2 protein-coding genes are annotated in these 1,120 nt (G+C 51.2%); both read right to left on the bottom strand.

All coding sequences use genetic code 11. The features are described from left to right. A partial coding sequence (locus L693_RS27745; protein WP_197029837.1) for a nucleotidyltransferase domain-containing protein occupies positions 1 to 584 on the bottom strand: 584 nt, incomplete at its 3' end. 1 nt (position 585) lies between these two features. After that, on the bottom strand, positions 586 to 1,116 hold the full coding sequence (locus L693_RS0106470; protein WP_025716574.1) for a lasso peptide biosynthesis B2 protein: 531 nt from the start codon (positions 1,114 to 1,116) through the stop codon (positions 586 to 588). Positions 1,117 to 1,120: the final 4 nt, after the last annotated feature.

The following is a 1,120-nucleotide window of genomic DNA, read 5'->3' on the forward strand; positions in this document are numbered from 1 at the left end:
CGCCAATGCAGCTCCACCTCCACTCGCTTTTGCACATGCAGGAAGGATGTATGATGGTCCTTCCACTTCCAGCTGCCAAGAACACGCGCCTCTCCGCTTTTGGACTCATAGCCGGCTTCCCGTATCCAATGCTCGGCTTCATCCATATCATTTGGCGCAATAAGCAAATCTACGTCCTTGGAGGTACGCAGGGAAACATCCCCGTACAATTGCTGCGCCAGTGCAGGGCCCTTGAGCATAAGTACACGGATACCATGGGCCATAAGTAGCTTGGTCAGACGCCCAGCCTCTGCTTGGAGATGAAGCATGCGCAGCGTATTTCGGTGATATTGCGCCTGAAGACTCGCCAGCAATTGTAAAGGAATGACCGGATCATTCGACTTTTTCAGTTGGAGATATACCAGGGGTACTACCCGATGGTGATCTGCCAGACGCAACAGGCGAGCCCAATCCAGCTTATGTTGATGGGCAGCAGCGAATATCTGCTGCCATGGAGCAGCGTCTTTTTGCAATAAAGAGAGTAACAGCGTTAATTCCTGATCGTCTTTCCAATGGGCAAGTTCCAGAAGAGACTTGGTAAACATGCTATATTCTCCTTCGATTCTTTGAACATCCTTTGGTCTCATCGCATTCATGTAAAAAACGGCCTTTATTCTCTATTTTCGTTTGGGTAGCCGTCACAGCTCGCCTTCCGAATATACCCACCACAGTAAACGCCTCCATCTCCCGTTCACCTGTAACATAAATTGGTCCGCTTCGTACCCATGCATGTGCCGTCAATCGCCCCGCAGCATTTTTGGCTGTGCCCAGATATAGCGTGCAGTCCAACTTCCTGCGCCTCAGCAACGTCATCGCGGCAATGGCCTGTACAAGACAGCTACTATGCCATGGAGTGTAACGGCTGGCCAGCTCCACAGCGTGTGAAATATGGCGAATAGACTGTTCCTGCCATCCATTACATTTCCAGGAGGTTTCCTCCATACGCAGCCCCCATTGGCCTGAGTAATCTTCAAAAGGACGAAGCTGGCGAAGCCTCGCCCATCCCAGCGCCAACCAGGCTTCCGGCAATAATCTCATGACCTCTGGAGCCAGGAGAAGAAGCCGTTGTATCCACATACTA

This window comes from Paenibacillus sp. 1-18 (genome assembly GCF_000520755.1).
Classification (GTDB): domain Bacteria; phylum Bacillota; class Bacilli; order Paenibacillales; family Paenibacillaceae; genus Paenibacillus; species Paenibacillus brasilensis.